Source organism: Trichococcus flocculiformis, from assembly GCF_963662535.1.
GTDB classification, from domain to species: Bacteria; Bacillota; Bacilli; order Lactobacillales; family Aerococcaceae; genus Trichococcus; species Trichococcus flocculiformis.
Map to the genome: position 1 here is coordinate 539779 of NZ_OY759718.1, position 17138 is coordinate 556916.

The 17138-nt window shown below is 45.6% G+C and carries 16 protein-coding genes; 9 read left to right on the forward strand and 7 right to left on the reverse strand.

Annotated elements, in window-relative coordinates:
* Nucleotides 1-41 precede the first annotated feature (41 nt).
* Together ACKPCD_RS02870 and ACKPCD_RS02875 are read right to left on the reverse strand one after the other, a co-directional pair.
* Nucleotides 42-629, reverse strand: coding sequence for an Rgg family transcriptional regulator (locus ACKPCD_RS02870; protein ID WP_321433935.1), 588 nt, complete (start codon nt 627-629; stop codon nt 42-44).
* Between the two features lie 57 nt (nt 630-686).
* Nucleotides 687-908, reverse strand: a complete 222-nt coding sequence (locus ACKPCD_RS02875; protein WP_321433936.1) for a helix-turn-helix domain-containing protein — start codon at nt 906-908, stop codon at nt 687-689.
* 286 nt (nt 909-1194) lie between these two features.
* Here ACKPCD_RS02875 and ACKPCD_RS02880 point away from each other — a divergent pair, with 286 nt between their 5' ends.
* The 4 genes from ACKPCD_RS02880 (at nt 1195) to ACKPCD_RS02895 (ending at nt 4761) form a co-directional block, all read left to right on the forward strand.
* A complete protein-coding gene (locus ACKPCD_RS02880; protein WP_321433937.1) occupies nt 1195-1323 on the forward strand; it encodes a hypothetical protein in 129 nt (42 codons plus the stop codon).
* Between the two features lie 1102 nt (nt 1324-2425).
* On the forward strand, nt 2426-2743 hold the full coding sequence (locus tag ACKPCD_RS02885) for a hypothetical protein (RefSeq protein WP_321433938.1): 318 nt from the start codon (nt 2426-2428) through the stop codon (nt 2741-2743).
* A gap of 481 nt (nt 2744-3224) precedes the next feature.
* Nucleotides 3225-4115 (forward strand): hypothetical protein, encoded by an 891-nt coding sequence (locus ACKPCD_RS02890; RefSeq protein WP_321433939.1) that lies wholly within the window; start codon nt 3225-3227, stop codon nt 4113-4115.
* On the forward strand, nt 4108-4761 hold the full coding sequence (locus ACKPCD_RS02895) for an ABC transporter ATP-binding protein (protein WP_321433940.1): 654 nt from the start codon (nt 4108-4110) through the stop codon (nt 4759-4761). Before ACKPCD_RS02890 ends, ACKPCD_RS02895 begins: the two co-directional genes overlap by 8 nt.
* 143 nt (nt 4762-4904) lie before the next feature.
* Here the strand turns inward: ACKPCD_RS02895 and ACKPCD_RS02900 are convergent, their stop codons facing one another.
* From ACKPCD_RS02900 to ACKPCD_RS02920, 5 genes are all read right to left on the reverse strand, one after another.
* Entirely contained in the window at nt 4905-6299 is a 1395-nt protein-coding gene (locus ACKPCD_RS02900; protein WP_321433941.1) for an L-cystine transporter, read from the reverse strand.
* Between the two features lie 505 nt (nt 6300-6804).
* Entirely contained in the window at nt 6805-7026 is a 222-nt protein-coding gene (locus ACKPCD_RS02905; RefSeq protein ID WP_276647283.1) for a heavy-metal-associated domain-containing protein, read from the reverse strand.
* A gap of 85 nt (nt 7027-7111) precedes the next feature.
* Nucleotides 7112-8497 carry an alanine/glycine:cation symporter family protein gene (locus ACKPCD_RS02910; protein ID WP_321433942.1) on the reverse strand — a complete coding sequence of 462 codons (1386 nt, stop codon included), beginning with the start codon at nt 8495-8497 and terminating at the stop codon, nt 7112-7114.
* Between the two features lie 342 nt (nt 8498-8839).
* Complete coding sequence (locus ACKPCD_RS02915) at nt 8840-9190, reverse strand: YtxH domain-containing protein (RefSeq protein ID WP_321433943.1); 351 nt, start codon at nt 9188-9190, stop codon at nt 8840-8842.
* Between the two features lie 140 nt (nt 9191-9330).
* Nucleotides 9331-10215, reverse strand: coding sequence for a MurR/RpiR family transcriptional regulator (locus ACKPCD_RS02920; RefSeq protein ID WP_321434528.1), 885 nt, complete (start codon nt 10213-10215; stop codon nt 9331-9333).
* A gap of 155 nt (nt 10216-10370) precedes the next feature.
* Here ACKPCD_RS02920 and ACKPCD_RS02925 point away from each other — a divergent pair, with 155 nt between their 5' ends.
* The 5 genes from ACKPCD_RS02925 (at nt 10371) to ACKPCD_RS02945 (ending at nt 17095) form a co-directional block, all read left to right on the forward strand.
* A complete protein-coding gene (locus tag ACKPCD_RS02925; protein WP_321433944.1) occupies nt 10371-11780 on the forward strand; it encodes a glycoside hydrolase family 1 protein in 1410 nt (469 codons plus the stop codon).
* Between the two features lie 51 nt (nt 11781-11831).
* The gene (locus ACKPCD_RS02930) at nt 11832-13169 is read left to right on the forward strand and encodes a PTS sugar transporter subunit IIC (RefSeq protein WP_321433945.1); all 1338 of its coding nucleotides are present in this window, start codon (nt 11832-11834) and stop codon (nt 13167-13169) included.
* Nucleotides 13170-13202: 33 nt separating this feature from the next.
* On the forward strand, nt 13203-14696 hold the full coding sequence (locus ACKPCD_RS02935) for a glycoside hydrolase family 1 protein (RefSeq protein ID WP_321434529.1): 1494 nt from the start codon (nt 13203-13205) through the stop codon (nt 14694-14696).
* Nucleotides 14697-14863: 167 nt separating this feature from the next.
* Nucleotides 14864-15196, forward strand: a complete 333-nt coding sequence (locus ACKPCD_RS02940; RefSeq protein WP_321433946.1) for a hypothetical protein — start codon at nt 14864-14866, stop codon at nt 15194-15196.
* Between the two features lie 468 nt (nt 15197-15664).
* Entirely contained in the window at nt 15665-17095 is a 1431-nt protein-coding gene (locus tag ACKPCD_RS02945) for a 6-phospho-beta-glucosidase (RefSeq protein ID WP_321433947.1), read from the forward strand.
* The last annotated feature ends 43 nt before the right edge of the window (nt 17096-17138 follow it).

The window sequence follows — 17138 nt, forward strand, 5'->3', positions numbered from 1 at the left end:
ACGCTTCACCGTTCATTTTTGGTTATTCTGCCAATAAAGAGTCATTTTTTCTGATGGTTTTGTTTAATATGCTCTAGTAGCTGTAGGCACTGATTCTTTTTGTGCTCCATTCCTAAATATCCGAATGCATCGAGGATGCTATTGGCAGCAGCAAGATTCCACGTGGGATTCTCCAGCAAAGAAATAGCCTCCCGAAAGAAGTACACCATGGTTGTTTCATACATCCGAGTGTTGTCCACAGCTATATTCTCACGAAGTTCTTGCCAGTAGACGAGACACCCTTTGACGTCGCCAGCTTCGATTCGCACCACCAGAATATTGGAAATTAGAGTGAAAAGTTCGTTCTTATAGCGTCGCATCTCCTTGACTCCCTGCATCTTCGTACGCACTTTGCTGTATACGGTATCCACCATTTCGCTTGGAATGAAATCAAGGGCATTATTAAAGAGGACAAGCTCATAGTAATTCCAAGATTGAATCTGGAAAAGATAGTCTAAAATGATCTCTACCTGCTTTTTGGGATATGGCAATTCTACATAGGTCGTAGCTAAAAGGCGGGCAATACAGGCGTAGTGAAGATAACCCAAGTAGGAGGTCTTCTCATATTGCGCGGAAAAACCTCTTTCCAAGATCAGCAGGCTTTCTCCGTCCGATAACTTGTGGACTCGTACCAATTCGTCGAGAATTTAGAACAAAGGGTTCTCTCGACTGTTATAATACAAAAAGTAGAACTCATCAAGCGAGATATTAAGTCTCTGGAGAATCAGGAAAAGTCTCTCTGTCGTGGTGTCGCTCTCTCCCCGTTCAAAGCGGATACTGGCTGGGCGGGTAAGAATATCGGTGTATACATCCTTGGCCTTCAGTTTCTTGTTTAAGCGGATTGCCCTCACTAGTTTTCCAGTTTCCATTTTCTTCCTCCTTTTTATTGCTTATTGTTAACATTTTTTCCATCTAAGCGAATCTTACTTATAATTCTATTATAACCAAACGCAGAGGTCTAACGGGATTTGTGCAGAGGGAGGCGGTACAGGATGGGAGAGAACCTAGATTCCCTGATATGGGATATCATTGGGGGGCTTTGAATAAGTGGATGCTTGGCAAAGTCGGCTGTTATGTAAACTGCAATATATGCTGAAAATGAGGAAATGATAGGTTAAATCATTTTCTAAAATTTGATGAATGGAAGAGATTAATATGAAAAAATTAATTTTGTGCAGTTTAACTGGTTCGTTGTTATTAGGAGCTATCGTGCCAACTGCGACTGTTTTGGCTTCAGAAAAAGATGGCAATTATTCTAAAGACGGAAATCTTAAAATTGCCTAAGTAATTAATGAGAACGCTTCTGCATCTGATTTCGAAATCATTTCTATAATAGATCATCCTGTTGAAACAAAAGATGGTAATGATAGTCTTATAAAACCATATGTTATAATTAACGATGCGGGATACTCGTGGACAAGAATCAATACTAGGTATTATAGCGATGCATTATCAAATAGTATAGTCTATAATACATCAAATTATTTAGTAAATATTGTCCTTACCTATTTCGGTAGCAAAATAATTAAATCAGCTGTACAACTGAGTGATTTTATGAGTGCACTCGCTTCTTCTTCAGTAGCCAATGTTACAAATATATTAAGCCAGCCAGCAACTGTCTATTATACAGTTACTACATACGAGGACTATGGCTCAGTAAACTATTATGTTAAGCAAAATATAAAAATATATTCTGATAGCTCTCGAACAAAATTAGTTTCTAATTCAGATGTTGTTAGTAGATTCACAAGAAATTAGGAACAAATAGATGAATAATTATGTCAAAATTTTGGAGGGTTTATGTCTAAAAAAATGCGACTTTTTTTACTAAAAAACTCGATAACTTATCTTTGGTGTATATTTATAGGGATTATTTGTAGCACTTTTTTAAATTTCAATGTTGAGAAAGATAATGTTATCTTGTTTTTAATATTGGTGCTATCTGGCATGATGATTTCCATCTTTATAGACTATGTATTTAAGGATAAAAAATTAGACTCCGAAATGAGAGATAACAAGTCAATCGTTATGTACGTAGTCATTTATTTAACTCTTCGGTGGTTTCCTAGGTTATTCCCAAGATCAATAATTGAGCTAGTATTTTTCCTGACTGTTATATTTTTGCTAATAATTGGACAAAAGTTTTTCATCGATAAGAAAATAAATTGAATTTTTAGTAACGATGATATCTTTGAGTAATGAAATAATGGAGAGCTAGCCTATTTATGGGATATTGAAACTGAAACAAATCCAGGGTATGATTTTGAACCGTCAATTGATACGTAGATTATTCTAAAATAAATAGTACATCATACGCTGAAGGTGTAACACAATATATATATCCCATGTCGGGCATTAAGCGAAGCGAAAGGAATGAATAATAAATATGAAAAAACTAGTACTAGCGCTTGTTGCCGCAGTTTTCCTTTTTCCCGTCGTAGCATTTGCAACATCTTACTGGAGCGGCCCCAAGTGGGTAGCTAACACAGAGAATTGGCATCAATTGTCCTATTTTGGTGAAGCGTATACAGTCAAAGGATACGGTGGAGCACAGATTACTTATTATCGAAATAATAACTATGTTGGAGGAGCATACGCCTATGTAGACACTTGGCGAACAGAGAAGACTGATTATCAAACAGTAACCATATGGGATTCTTTAAATCCAGTTGCACCAAAAACAATATATTATTATGGTTTCTAGAAAACACTAATACAGTTAGAGCATTCAATGACATTAAATTCTATTTTTGTCATTGAATGTTTTTATTAAAAAAAGTGAGAATTACTATGACAAAAAAAACAAAGTTATCCATTACCGTATTGAATCTGTACACAATCAGTCTAATAGGCATGTTTTTACTTTTTCAAAATCAAAATAGAGCGGTCTTATTTATTTTGTTTTTGATTTTTATCAATATTGCCGTCTTTACAGTTATTGTGCTGTCTAATAAAAAGGAAATTAAAATTAATTTTATAGTAGGCAAATCCAGGAAAAAAGAAATCGTAGACAGCTTCATTTTGAATGGATCGACCCAATTTCTCGCGGTAATTCTATTTGGAATTTTTTCCTGGGCTGTGTTGAAAAACAGTGATATTGCTCATACAATAATTTTATGTATGATCGCTGTTGTTTTACTTGCTCTAAAAATAATCACTTTGTATGCATTGTTGAGGAAAATAATATGAAAAAAATAAATAGCTTGATTATGAGAAAAAGGTTCTTTCTGTTTGTATTACTGTTTTTAACAACGTTTTTAATGAATCTCTTTCTTTGGAACGAAACTACTCAGCTGATACGACAAATACCTATATTGGTTTCTTTGAAGGAAAACAGCACCGACGATGTTTATGAGCTTCATTATCAGCCTTCAGCAGATGAGAATAATGTGATTCAGACTTATTCAAAAAGTGAACAGGATCGTATTTTACAGTTTCTGGAAAATAGCTTTTTTGATTCTGATGGACAATCGAATCTTTATAGCGGTAAACAAAGTTATTTATCTGATCCAAATGCGAGAATGGACAAAGAGAACCTAACACCTGTCACGAAAGAAATGTTGGATAGCGAAATACGAAAAGATTTTATTGATGCAACATTTATGAATGATATTCTCGTACTTGATATAGAAAAATCCGTCATGAATGACATGGAAGAAGCTGCTGAAACTTTAGATTTTCGAATCGGATTAAATTCTTTAAGTGAAAAGTTCCGTGAGGAATTCAATTATTATTTTGGAAACTTTATTTTTGGCCTGGTCTTATCCTTGGTCTTTATGTCTTTTGGACTTTTGATTGTATATTGGATCATCTCTTCCAGCCTTAAAATTTTTCAACAGGATATTAGGTTACATCGCGTGATGGGGCTGACAAATAGAAAGATAACGAATAATTTCAAACTTCTACTGATGATTCCGGTCATTGTCTCTTTTATGGTATTCCTGGTCTTCGCTTATTCTACAGGCTTCCACGTTTTGCTTATCGATTATCTTTATCTTCTTTTGTTAAACAGTAGCGTACTCATTTTTTCAAATCTGATCATCAAAAAGAAGATGGGGAGGATGTTAGATGCTTAGCCTAAACAACATTACAAAAAAATACAAAGATAAAGTAATCTTTCAAAACGCTGATTTTGAAGCTGCAACAGGCGAAATAGTATTGCTTATGGGCCAATCGGGAATTGGCAAGTCCACTTTTCTTGATATTATCGCTGGAATAAAAAGCTTTGATTCGGGAAGATATTATTATCAAAATCAAGAGATATTTCCAAAAAATGACGAACAAATGAGTGCATTCAGAAATCAAACGATAGGCTATATATTGCAGGACTTCGCTTTAATAGACGAGTACAGTGTACTGGAAAACATCATTTTGCCTTCATTTTATAATGCAGCTATGGACACGGAAGCGGCAAAAGAAAGAGCCAGATATTTGTCGGATAAATTTGATTTAACAGAAATCCTCCCTAGCAAAGTAAAGAATATTTCTGGCGGTCAAAAGCAACGGGTTGCGATAGTCCGAAGTCTGATTTTGGACCCACCCATTATCTTAGCTGACGAACCCACTACGAATTTAGATGCGAAAAATTTTGATTTTGTCATGGAAACTTTCAAAGAAGCGGCACATAAAGGGAAAATGATCATCATTGCAACACATGATGAACGTATTCTGAATATAGCGGATAAGGTTTATCAAGTTGAAAACTATAAATTGATTGTCTGACATGTATTTCCACAAAAAAATATACTGTCCAGAAATGAACTATTTTCTGGACAGTATATTGGTAATAGATAGTGAGTTAGTTAGTTAGTATCTCTAATAGATTCAGATGTAATATCTTAGTTATTTATCGATGATACAAAAGACTAGATGGCATCCCCATCAACAACGGCTGCGTTGTCGTTCAGGATAGAGGAGTCAAATTCCCCGATGTTGCGGGAAGAAACGACGCCAGCCAGCATGCTGTCGTTGACGTTTGTCAGCGTGCGCATCATGTCGATGACCGGTTCAACGGAGATGACAAGTCCGGCGATTGTGACAGGCAAGTTCATGGCGCCCAGAACGATCAAAGCGGCGAAAGTAGCACCGCCGCCGACACCGGCAACCCCGAAGGAACTGATCGTAACGACCAAGATCAATGTCAATACAAAACCGATGCTGGTGACGTCGATGCCCAAAGTTGGAGCCACGATGGTCGCCAACATAGCAGGATAGACGCCCGCGCAACCGTTCTGACCGATCGACAAGCCGAAGCTGGCGGCGAAGTTGGCGGAAGCATCATCGACGCCCAAAGCTTTCGTTTGTGTTTCAACGTTCAACGGCAGTGCGCCGGCGCTGGAACGGGCAGTGAAGGCGAAGCTCAATACCGGGAAAGCTTTTTTGAAGTAGGTAATCGGATTGACGCCGACTCCAGCCAAAATCAAGCTGTGCACCAGCAGGACGACCAGTAACGCGGCATAGGAAGCGACCACGAACAGTCCTAAGTTGACGATGGCTTGGTAACTGGATGTCGCCATCATTTTGGTCATCAAGGCCAAGATTCCGTATGGAGTCAGACGAAGGACCAAAGTAACGATGCGCATGACGATCGATTGGATGACTTGCAACCCTTTCTTGAATAGAGCGGCATTGTCGGGTTGTTTTTTCTTGATGCCCATATAAGCGATTCCGACAAAAGCGGAAAAGACCACGACGGCAATCGTACTCGTGCTGCGCAGACCGGCCAGATCCTGGAAGATGTTGGTCGGGATGAAGCTGAGCACTTGACCAGGAATCGTCAAGTCAGCGACTTGTGTCTGTTGGGTAGTCAAAGCTTCGATTCTTGCAGTTTCAGCGGTACCTTGCGTGAATTGTGCGCCATCAAGATTGAAGAGAATGACCGATGCCCACCCAATCAGAGCCGCGATGGCGGTTGTGCCCAGCAAAGTTCCAAGAACGGATCCGCTGATTTTGCCCAGGTTCTTTGTTTCTTCGATGCGGGTAAAAGCGCCCACGATCGAAACGAAAATCAATGGCATGATCAGCATTTGCAGGAAGCGGACATAACCGTTACCGACGATATTGATCCAATCGATGGCGGTTAGTGTGATTGTGCTGTCAGGAGCAAAAAGTAACTGGATGGCGGCCCCGAAGACGATCCCTAAAGCCAGCGCGATGAAAACGCGTCTAGAGAACTTAACATGTTTGGAGCCTAAACGATAAAGTGCGAAAAGCAGTGCCACAAATACGGCCAAAATAATGACGATGGAAATGATATCCATTTGTATTCCTCCTTTAATTTAACTATCCCGAGAACGTAAAAAAGCCCTCGTCCCTATACTCCAAATGCTTGGAATACAGGGACGAAAGCTCTTCGTGATCCACCCTTGTTCGCACGACCCTCGCGGATGGTGCCTTATGAAGTACGCAAAATCAGCCATACTTCTGTACGCTATCGGGTACAAACCGAAATGACACTAACGCATCATCTTGCTCCGAGACGCATGTTCGCTTTACTAGCCATGCCTCTTCTCACCGACTGAGGCTCTCTTTGATGACCCTGAAAGGTACTTCTTCTCTTCAACGCACAACTTATTTTCATTTGTATTTTCATGATAGCATGCTAATTTTTCAAAAGCAACCAATATCCCTCGATTCAGGAATAATTGAATTTGCGGGAGTGATACTACGCGAAAATGAATCACTATCCGGAATCCATGTTTCAGGACATCTCCGACAGCAAAAAAATAGGGGTCGACTCGAAATTGAGGCGACCCCTAAAATGATTTAGGATTCTTTGACCGATTGGACTTCGTAGCCCAATTTTTGGATTGTTTCGCTGATGGCGTTCCCTGAAGTCTTGTTGCTGTCGAATGCGGCTTTGACTTTGCTGGAGTTGAACAGCACTTTGACGGTTTCGACGCCCTCGATTTTGCTGACGGCGGCTTCGATTTTCTTGATGCAGGATGGGCAAGTGACGGGTCCCAATTGGATAACGGCTTGGCTCATGATTCATTCCTCCTATGTGTCTGTTATGATTATAGTATAAGCGGAATAAGCCGGAAAGGACTTGACCGGCATCAAGTATTCGAAATCATTTTACGTCGTAGTCGTAGAAGATGCGACCTTCCAATTTGCAGCGGTCGTAATCTTCCAAGACAGCTTTGACTTGATTGGACAAGAAGAAGAGACCGAACAAGTTGGGGATGACCATTAAAGCATTGAAGGTGTCGGCAAGCATCCAAACGATATCGACTTCCTGCAAGGCGCCCAGGAATATGAAGATTGCCACCAGAATCTGATAAGGCAGAACACCTTTCGTTCCGAACAGGTATTTGATGTTCGATTCGCCGAAGTAGTACCAGCCGATGATCGTCGTGAAGGCGAAGAAAGTCAGACAGATGGCCAAAAGGACGGATCCGCTGCCTCCGAACGCGATCGAGAATGCCGCCTGGGTCACTTGTGCACCTTTCAGCGCTGGATCCATGTAGGATTCAGTAACCAAAATGATCAGTGCTGTAGCGGAACAGACGACGACGGTATCGATGAAGACACCAACCATCGCTGCCAAACCTTGTTGTACCGGGTGATCGACGTGCGCCACAGCATGCGCGTGCGGTGTCGAACCCATTCCAGCTTCGTTCGAGAACAGACCGCGCGCCACACCTTTTTGGACTGCGGCTCTTACGGAAGCACCGGCGATACCACCGATTGCAGCTTGGGGTGAAAAGGCTCCGACAAAAATCATTTTGAGAGCAGGGACCACATTATCGCGGAAAAGGAATAAAATAACGAGACTGGAAACGATGTAAACAAGCGCCATGATCGGAACCACGAATTCGGCGAAAGATGCAATACGCTTCATTCCACCTGCAAAAATCAGGATAGCTGCCAAAGCAACCAGGAAGCCGGTCACCCATTCCGGAATGGCGAAGGCGGTAGTCACTGCCGATGCGATCGAGTTCGATTGCACCATATTACCGATGAAACCCAACGCTACGATAAGCGAGACGGAGAAGAATTTAGCCAATGCATTGGAACCGACACCTTTGGAAAGGTAGAACGCCGGTCCTCCTACAAGGTCACCCTTGTTGCGGTCGCGCATCCGGTAGACCTGAGCGAGGATCGCTTCGTTGAAAATCGTGCCCATACCGAGGAATGCGGACACCCACATCCAGAAAATGGCTCCCGGTCCGCCGCCGAGGATGGCCGTAGCCACACCCGCCACGTTTCCAGTCCCGACTTGGGCGGCTATGGCCGTCGCAAGGGCTTGGAAGGAAGACATCGAACCTTCCTGGGAAGCGTCTTTTTTGAACAATTTACCGAAAACTTGTTTGAAAGCTTCCCACATGCGCGTAACTTGCGGGAACCCGAAGCGGATCGAGAAGTACAATCCGGCAAAAAGCAGGCCATATGTCAAAAAGTAGTCCCATAAGAGAACATTCACATAGTCGGCCAAAAAATTATATACAACATCCATATAATACCAAATCCTCCAATAAGTGAATTCACACCATTTTATTATGTATCTTTGATATTCTATCGATATCACAGGACGGTGTCAATGTAATTGTGAAACTTTCATTAGAGAAAACGCAATCAAAAAAGGGAATGATTAGAATTTTGTGATTAAAAACACATGTTTGCTGTTGGGAATAATGTTTTGCCCCTGTGAGTCACGAAGCGCCGTTCAGATGAAATGCTCCCCAGCCCCATAATCAAAAAAGCGAGAACGCATAATGTGAATGCAGGCTCGCTTTTACAGTTATCAAGTTGTTTAAGTTAATGACATGGAACTATAAAGTCACTTCTTCATCTACGCTCATAATGTCTTTAGCGCTTCCTCGATCGGATCAAGTTTGTCCGACTCGGTCGCTTGCGCTTCCGTTTCGGCATCGAATCTTTCCTCCGCTTCAGGGGCTTTCGCGGCGAATTTTTGCTTCACCGTATCGGTCGTTTCCTGAGCCTTTTCTTTGACCTGATCGACTGCCTCTTTCGCAGTCTCTTTGGCGGTTTCCGTGGCTTGATCGGCGTAGTCCATCACTTTGTCCAACGCTTCATCGGCTTTGTCGGCCAAATCTTTGCGGATTTCCTTCCCAGGCTTTGGCGACAGCAGCAGGGCAATCCCTCCGCCGATCACCAGCCCTTTGACGAAACTAGTAAATTTTCCCATTTTTGGTTCCTCCTTTATTTAGTCCAAATACCACCATACAAATGAACGGATTGGATGCTTGAAGAAAAAACAAAGACGATTTTACACCTTCAGTATAAGTCACGCCCAAAATTAAACAAAACAAAAACCACTGGCGCGCTCTAAATATCGTTCATCTTCTTGTTGATATGGACCATACTCAACCGGCCGGTATGCTCCAGCAAGTATTCGTAGTTGGCCAAGTAGTCCTTTTCGAAGAGGCCGCTGTAAAAAAGATCAAGGATATAGCTGAAGCCGGCGGAGGAAGCGAATTGGCCGACTTTTGAATAGTACTTTTCCCAAGGCGGGATGAAGAAATTGTAGTCGCAGGCTTCGCTGAGGCTGTTCTGGCCGAATGACGTGATCGAAATCGTCTTCGTTCCGCCGTAGCGGCACAGCTGGGCATCTCCGATCGTCTCATGGGTTTCGCCGGTGTAGGACAGCAGAATCGCCACATTCTCCTCGGAAGAACGGCTGGCGTAATAGTCCTGTTCACCCGGTCCGCTGGCGACGATCACGCGTTTGCCGATGCGCATGCAATGGTATTGGAACTCTTTGGCATGAGCGATTGTCGAATGGGAGCAGTAGACATTGATTGTTTCAGCCGCCACCAAGAGCGCGATGACCTCCTGCAACTTGGTGTAATCCAACAGGCTCTTGGTCTCTTCAATGGCGGCTTCCTTCAAGGATGCGATGTTGGTCGCGATCTTCTGCACTTTGTCGCCGCTTTGGATCGGGAAGTTGGCATCCAATTTTTCGGCTGACGGGGAGTCCGACTTCTGTTCCGTCAAGTATTTCAGTTTGAAATCATTGAAGCCTTTGTAACCGAGCTTCTGGCAGACCCGGACGACAGTGGCGTTCGATGTGAAGGTGTGCTTGGCCACTTGTAAAGTCGTCATATCGACGACGCTGTCAAAATGATTGATGAAATATTCCACTACTGTCTTTTCCGTTCCGGAAAAAGACTCCGAAGCAAGCTTCGTCTGCAAGTCCATCCTTCTGATCACCTCATTCAAAATTTTTACTCTTGTAATGCCGTTACAAGCAAACGGCAGGATGCAAACAAATTATGTAACCGCTTTCCAAATGCGTCCGAAAGTATATACGCGGGTCCTCTTAATGATTATCATAGCATTAACGAATCGATTAGAGGAGGAAAAAAATGAGTAGATTTCCAAAAGGCTTTTTGTGGGGAGGGGCGATCGCCGCGAATCAAGCGGAAGGCGCCTATCTGGAGGATGGCAAAGGTTTGGCCATCTCTGATGTGTTGACGAACGGGGTGCTGTCGCAACCCGATGAGGCAATCGATCCGGATAAGTTTTATCCGAGCCATGAAGCAATCGATTTTTACCACCGTTATCAGGAAGATCTGCAGTATATGGAAGAGATGGGCTTCAAGGCTTTCCGGACATCGATTTCCTGGGCGCGCATCTTTCCGACAGGCGAGGAAGAGGAACCGAACGAAAAAGGGCTGCAGTTCTATGATGACCTATTTGCGGAGATGCTGAAGCGCGGCATGGAGCCAGTCGTCACTTTGTCGCATTACGAAACGCCTTACGCCTTGGTTCAGAAATACAATGGTTGGGAAAGCCGTGAGCTGATCGGGCTGTTCGAGAAATATTGCCGGACCGTGTTCGAACGCTTCAAGGACAAAGTCAGCTATTGGATGACCTTCAACGAAATCAACAATATGCACACGATCCCGTTTGCGGCAGGCGCCGTGATTTTGGATGAGACGGACGAAAACGAGAAGCTGCGCGTCATCTATCAGGCTTCCCACAATATGTTCGTCGCCAGCGCCCGGGTCAACAAACTCTGCCACGAAATCATGCCGGAAGCGCAGATCGGCTGCATGCTTTCCTTGAGCGCGGTCTACCCGAACACCTGCAAACCGGAGGACATCTTCGGGGCGATGTCGTTGCGAAGACGGTCGTTGTTCTTCAGCGATGTGATGCTGAGAGGGAAATACCCGTCGTATGCCGACCGCATTTTTGAGGATTACGGCATCCAGCTTGAGATGGGCGAAAACGATCTGGCGGAAATCGCCGCTAATCCGAGCGATTATCTTGGTTTCAGCTATTACCGCAGCACGACCTACAAAGACGGCATGAAAATTCTGGGAAATACAGGCGGCATCATCGGTGAGAAGAATCCGTATCTGGATGAAACGCCTTGGGGCTGGCAGATCGATCCGCTGGGCTTGCGTTATGTCTGCAACGAGCTCTACGACCGCTATCAAAAACCACTGTTCATCGTGGAAAACGGTATGGGCAGCAACGACGAAGTGACGGATGACAACAAGATCCATGACGACTACCGCATCGATTACACGAAGAAGCATCTGGTCGAAGTCGCTGAAGCGGTGAAGGACGGGGTTCCGGTCATGGGCTACACCTACTGGGGGCCGATCGACATCGTCAGCGCCGGCACCGGCGAGATGAAGAAACGCTACGGCTTCGTCTACGTCGACAAGGACAATGCAGGCAACGGTTCGCTGAAGCGCCTCAAGAAGGACAGTTTCTATTGGTACCAGGAAGTCATCGCAACAAACGGAGAAAGCCTGTTCGAATAGGACAGGTTGATCATAGCAAGACAGTTCGAAACAGTTGAAGGAGGAATTTTAATGAGTTTCATGGACAAACTTAGCTCAGGGATCGATGTCGTCGCAGAAAAGGTCGAGGGGAACAAATATCTCCGCGCCATCAAGGATGCATTCACCGCCTACATGCCTTTCATCATCATCGGCTCGTTCGCATTGCTGTTCAATGTACTGCTGACCAGCCCGACGACCGGACTTGCCCAGTTCGCGCCGTTCAGCTTCCTGACCGCGTTGGCACCGGCATTCAGCACGATCAATTTCGCAACGATGGACATCATGTCCCTGCTCATTCCTTTATTTTTGGCTTCAAATCTTGCAAAAAGCAATAATACGAATCCGTTGATCACAAGCGCGGTCGCACTGATCGCTTACGTCATTGTGGTTCCGCAGTTCTTCACTACGACAGTCGATGGCGTGCAACAACTGGTAAAAGGATTGCCGGCAACGAGCACGAACGCTTCCGGCCTGTTCATCGGTATGATTTTGACGATCCTGGTCGTCGAATTGTTCACGAAATTATCCAATGTGGATGCGTTGCGCATCAAAATGCCGCCGAGCGTGCCGGGCGGAATCGTCGCTTCCTTCAACGTGCTGTTGCCGATTTTTGTGACCCTGATCATCGTGGCAATCGCTTCACAGGTGTTCCTGAACTTCAGCGGGATGTACGTGAATGAATTCATCTACAAAATTCTGCAGGCACCACTGGAAAGATTGGTCCAAAGCCCAGGCGGTATCATGCTGTTGGTCATCGTCAGCCAAATCTTCTGGTTGGTGGGTATCCATGGCGGCTTGATCATTTCGCCGATCCGCAATCCGTTATTGATCGCTGCTTTGGCCAACAACATTGCAGCCGTCCAAGCCGGTGAAGCTGCAACGAATCCTGTCACAATGGGATTCTGGATGTCCTTCATCGTTCCTGGCGGAGCCGGGTTGACGTTGTCGCTGCTGATTGCCATCCTGATCGCTTCCAAGCGTGATGACCACAAGGCCGTCGCCAAAGTATCCTTTATGCCTGGTTTGTTCGGGATCAGCGAGCCTGTAGTATTCGGTCTGCCGTTAGTGTTGAACCCGGTTTTTGCGATTCCTTTCGTATTCGCCTCCAGCATCGGAACGGCGATTGCGCTGTTCTTCAACCAAATCGGCTTCCTGCAGCCGAACACGGTCGATGTACCGTTCGGTCTTCCGATTGGAGCCGGAGCATTCCTGGGTTACGGCATCAACGGTGTGATCGTGCAGTTGCTGATTTTGGCTCTGGGCGTTGTCATGTACTTACCTTTCGTCTTGGCTACCAATAAAGCGACGGTTGCGGCAGAGGAAACGGAAACCGAAACTGAAAGCCGCATTGCCGCAGAAAAAATCTAAACAAAGGCTAACGAAAACAGAAAAGGGGACATCATAATGAAAAGTTACTATCAGGAAGGATTTCTCTGGGGCGGCGCCATCGCCGCCAACCAGGCGGAAGGTGCCTGGAATGTGGACGGAAAGGGCATGTCGGTAGCCGATGTCGCCCGTTTCAAACCAAGTATTTCAGTCGAGGACTACAAATCGCAATGGCACGTGTCGTTGGAGGACATCGCCATCGCGAAGGAGAGCGATGATGTCGTTTATTATCCGAAAAGAAGAGGCATCGACTTCTTCCACCGCTACAAGGAAGACATTGCTTTGTTCGCCGAAATGGGCTTCAAGGTGCTGCGCGTTTCGATTGCTTGGACGCGGATTTTCCCTAACGGAAACGAAACAGAGCCGAACCAAAAAGGCCTGGACTATTACCGCGACTTGTTGGAAACGCTACGGGCGCACAACATCGAGCCACTCGTGACGCTTTCGCATTATGAAATGCCGCTCTATCTGGTGGAAAACTACGACGGCTGGGTTTCGCGTGAAGTCGTCGGTTTCTTTACCAAATTCAGCGAGACGGTTTTCCGTGAGTACAAGGATCTGGTAAAATACTGGCTGTCCTTCAACGAAATCGACAGCGTCTTCCGCCACCCGTTCACGACGGTCGGTGTGATCGAAGAGAAATACGCCGACAAAAAAGCCGCCGAAGAAGCCATCTACCAAGCGTTGCATCATCAGTTTGTGGCCAGTGCGGAAGCGACCAAGCTGTTGCGCGAAATCATTCCGGGTGCACAGATGGGCGCGATGCTGACGAAAACGATGACCTATGCGGAGACTTGCGATCCGGACGAGGTGCTGATGGCGCAAAAAGCTAACCGCGACAACCATTTCTATGCGGATGTGCAGATTTTCGGGGAATATCCGAAACATGTATTGAACTACTTCGAAGAGAACGGCTTCCAGATCGCTTGGACTGAAGAGGATCTGCAGCTGTTGAAGGAATACACTGTCGACTTCCTTTCCTTCAGCTATTACATGTCGATGGTCGTGTCGAAAAACGCGGCCCAGCGCGAAAAAGTCGGCGGCAACTTGATGACCGGCGTGAAGAATCCGTATCTGAACACCTCCGAGTGGGGCTGGCAAGTCGATCCGGTCGGGTTGCGCATTTCCCTGATCGACCTCTATGACACGTACCGCATTCCGCTGTTCGTCGTCGAGAACGGCATCGGCTCGACCGATGTGCTGACCGCAGACGGAACAGTCGAAGATGATTACCGGATCGCTTATTTCCGCGACCATTTCGAACAGATGAACTTGGCCATCAAGGACGGCGTCGAGCTGATGGGCTACACTTCATGGGGCTGCATCGACATCGTCAGCGCCTCGACTTCCCAGATGTCGAAACGCTACGGCTTCATCTATGTGGACGCCGACGACCTCGGCAATGGGACCTACGACCGCTTCAAGAAAAAATCGTTCCACTGGTACAAGGATGTTATCGAAACGAACGGAGCCAGCCTGTACACGGAGCTGCAGACGGCAATAAAATAATCACGAGAACCATATCGGATGGCATGTCGCGCCATCCGATATGGTTTTTGCGAGTTTGGAAAAATTGTACAGCCGCTTGGATGGGCGTATAATCGAGTTGAGGAAACTATCTGATAACACAATTGTTAAGTGCGTCTGTTCTGGTACAGAAAAGAGGGGAAACCATTATGAAGAATCAATTTCTTCCGCAAACGTCCAAAGGCAAATGGTCCGTGGGCTTGTTTGCTGCCTTCCTGGTGCTGGGACTTGCGGCGAACCAGATTTCTACAGCGATAGGCAATAGCATAGAATATCCCAATCCCATCAACAGCCCCTTATTGGGAAGCGTGATCTACCTTGCTTTTACGGCTGCGATATTGGCTTCGCTGATGGGAATCCTGGCTGTAAAGAAGGATCATGAGCGCTCAATTCTGGTGTTCCTGTTGATACCGATCGGCCTGTTCTTTTTGGTCGCCATCGTGGGGTTTATGATTGCGAATCTGATCGGCCCGCCGGACTGATAAGACAGCTAAGGTGCTCTTCATCGGGGCGCCTTTTTGTTTGGGGATGTGGATGCGCTCCAAATATTCGGGAATATCGCTTTTACTCCGCTAGCTCAACTCCGGTGAGCGGATGCTGGCCGGAGTTGGACGTCTTGCGGGCATCTGTCCTCCGGCGAAGCCGCCGTGGTCGGAGGTGATGATCTTTTTGGAACTCCTCCTCCGGCAGAGGGGTGCTCACCGGAGAAAACCACGCTATGCTTTCCTGAGCCGGACGACCTTGCCGCGTCTTTGACTGTGAATCCGCAATAATTAGATTCCTTGTCTAACAATATTTACATTTTTCGCCCAAAAGTGTTAGTATTATTAATGTAACCGATACCGGGAAGCTCCTATCAATTGGTAGCGGTTGCTGGAAGCTTTTGCATAAGCGAAAGTGATGAACAGCTCATTCAATTATTCTGTATAAAAGATCAAGGAGGATGGCAAATGGCTTTAAGAGAAGACTTTTTATGGGGTGGCGCGACTGCTGCCAATCAATGTGAAGGTGGATACAACGAAGGTGGCCGTGGCTTAGCGAACGTTGACGTTGTTCCTGTCGGCAAGGACAGAGGAGCCGTCATCACAGGGAAAATGAAAATGTTCGATTTTGACGATGAGCATTTCTATCCTGCATTGGAAGCCATCGACATGTATCACCGCTATAAAGAAGACATCGCATTATTCGGCGAAATGGGCTTCAAAACTTACCGTTTATCGATCGCATGGACACGCATCTTCCCAAATGGAGACGAAACGGAGCCGAATGAAGAAGGGCTGCAATTCTACGAAGACCTGTTCAAAGAGTGCCATAAATATGGAATCGAGCCATTAGTGACAATCACGCATTTCGATTGCCCGATGCACCTGATCAAAGAATACGGTGGCTGGCGCAACCGTAAGATGGTCGGCTTCTATGAAAATCTGTGCCACGCCATCTTCAACCGCTACAAAGGTCTGGTTAAATATTGGTTGACTTTTAATGAAATCAACATGATTCTGCACGCGCCATTCATGGGTGCTGGTCTGTACTTCGAAGAAGGCGAAAACGAAGAGCAAGTCAAATTCCAATCTGCGCACCATGAGTTGGTTGCCAGCGCAATCGCTACCCGCATCGCGCATGAAGTGGATCCTGAAAACCAAGTGGGCTGCATGTTGGCTGCAGGGAACTACTATCCTTATACGTGCGATCCTAAAGATGTCTTCAAAGCGCAAGAAGAAGACCGCGAAAACTACTTCTTCATCGACGTGCAATCACGTGGCGAATACCCTGCTTACGCGCTGAAAAAATTGGAGCGCGAAGGCATCGAAATCCAGATGGAGGAAGGCGACAAAGAAATCCTGAAAGCAAACACAGTCGATTTCATTTCCTTCTCCTACTATTCTTCACGCGTAGCTTCCGCTGATCCTGAAGTGAACGCAAAAACAGCAGGCAACATTTTTGAATCCGTCAAAAATCCTTATTTAGATGCGAGCGAATGGGGCTGGCAGATCGATCCCTTGGGACTGCGCATCACGATGAACGCGATGTACGATCGCTACCAAAAACCATTGTTCATCGTTGAAAATGGTTTGGGAGCTGTAGATGTGCCGGACGAAAACGGCTATGTCGCAGATGATTACCGCATTGCTTACATGGCGGCGCATATCGAAGCCATGAAGGATGCTGTGAACTTGGATGGTGTCGATCTGTTGGGTTACACCAGCTGGGGCTGTATCGACCTTGTCAGCGCGGGAACAGGCGAAATGAAGAAACGTTACGGTTTCATCTACGTCGACCGCGACAATGAAGGCAATGGTACGCTGAAACGTACGAAGAAAAAATCCTTCGACTGGTACAAACAAGTCATCGCCAGCAACGGGGAAGACTTGTCGTTCTAAGAGCTAATTGGTTCGCTTGCTAGGGGCAAGCGGAAATTGCATA